We start from the raw sequence: 1,465 nt of genomic DNA, 5'->3' as shown, positions 1-1,465 counted from the left end.
CGCCATCAGAGATGTGTATAAGAGACAGTGGTTATGCTGCTCGTTGGAATCGTCATCACGACCGCCGCCACGAGCGGCGTGGTTCCAGGGTCATCTCCGGTCGGACACGCATCTGCGGAGATGGTCAACTGCGATGGTTCGGCGTCAAACTACCTCGGTGGTGCGTGGTTCAATACGATTCTCGGCAATACCGAGGGTTGTCATTGGTCAGACAACACCGACTATGAGAATCTCACCGCCACAAATGCGTATTCAAGCGCTCTTGCCCTGAAAGACGCAACCGACTCGTACACCACGACGACGCAGAACTTCATGGCTAATGCTCGAACGGTCGCCATGTCAAAGGCTAAAATAACGATGGTGAACGAGCTAAATAACGGTGCATCCCGGTCACAGGCTAAATCCGCGGTGAACCAAACGGTTCGAGACTACTACTCTCGGGTTCAGGTTCGGATTCTCTCAGATTGGGACGCTAAAGTCACTCAAATAGCTAGTCTAGATAACCAATCCGACCAAACAATTGGATACTACTACCAAAATGAGAGGAATGGAGAATGGTACTCTGGTGGTGAAACGCTTGGAACAAACACGATTCAATTCGAGTTAGTCAATGGAACATCTGTCGATACTGAAGAAATCTCTCTGAGGACTCTCCCATCCGGCTCCCGTTTCCATCCGGGGGGGTCGTCAGACCCACCAAAAGCATCTCCTATCCGGGTTGTTGCCGTCGAACCAAACTCGTCCGAGGAGACACGAATCTTCGAGTCACAGGATTATGGGTCGCTCGGCTCTTGGGCGAACGACCAGAACGACACCTATCTGCTCGACGAAACCCAAGAGCAGACCCAACAAGTGCTTGCGAATATGGACCCCTACGTTGATGAGGTGTCCAGCCAGTACCAAGCAGGCGAAATAAACTCGTCAGACCTTGCGATGATGGACCCATCCACTATCGGGGCTGAGGCATCCACATCTCTCAAAAAGTCTGGATACTACGGTCAGGGCGCGGCCATGCTCGCGTCAACCGGTGCTTCCGGGGATATCAATGCATCGCACACTATTGCAGTCGGAGACGGCTCGGGCAATCCGACGGTGCTTAATGGAACATTGTTCTACACCGGAGATGACGCATCTGGTGGCTGGGATACTGGTCAGACATACCGATTTTCAGATTATAATGGAACCTTCTACATGGCTGTTCAAGATGGGGCCAACGGCACGATTGTTGACCTCTCCACATATGGGTCGCAGTTTGAAATTTTAGAGGCTGTGAACACCCGGACAGGGGAGACGATGAACACGACCAGCCCACACAAGTACCTCTACAACTCAACGAACGCAAGCTCCCTCGCGGACGAAATCGAGCAGTTGCGACAACTCAGAAGGCAGTATGAGACCACCGGAACTGGTGGCGGTGGTGGCGGCGGTGGCTTCGGTGTTGGAACCGAAGACCGCGTTATCATCG

1 protein-coding gene is annotated in these 1,465 nt (G+C 52.8%); it reads left to right on the top strand.

The window, feature by feature from the left end; genetic code table 11:
* Positions 1 to 33 precede the first annotated feature (33 nt).
* Positions 34 to 1,465: hypothetical protein (locus C461_RS14905; protein WP_239639128.1), on the top strand; the 1,432-nt coding region annotated here is incomplete at its 3' end.

The sequence above is a fragment of the Halorubrum aidingense JCM 13560 genome (assembly GCF_000336995.1).
GTDB lineage: Archaea > Halobacteriota > Halobacteria > Halobacteriales > Haloferacaceae > Halorubrum > Halorubrum aidingense.
Note: the sequence above shows the minus strand (reverse complement) of the source record. Positions and strands in the feature narration are given on the sequence as shown.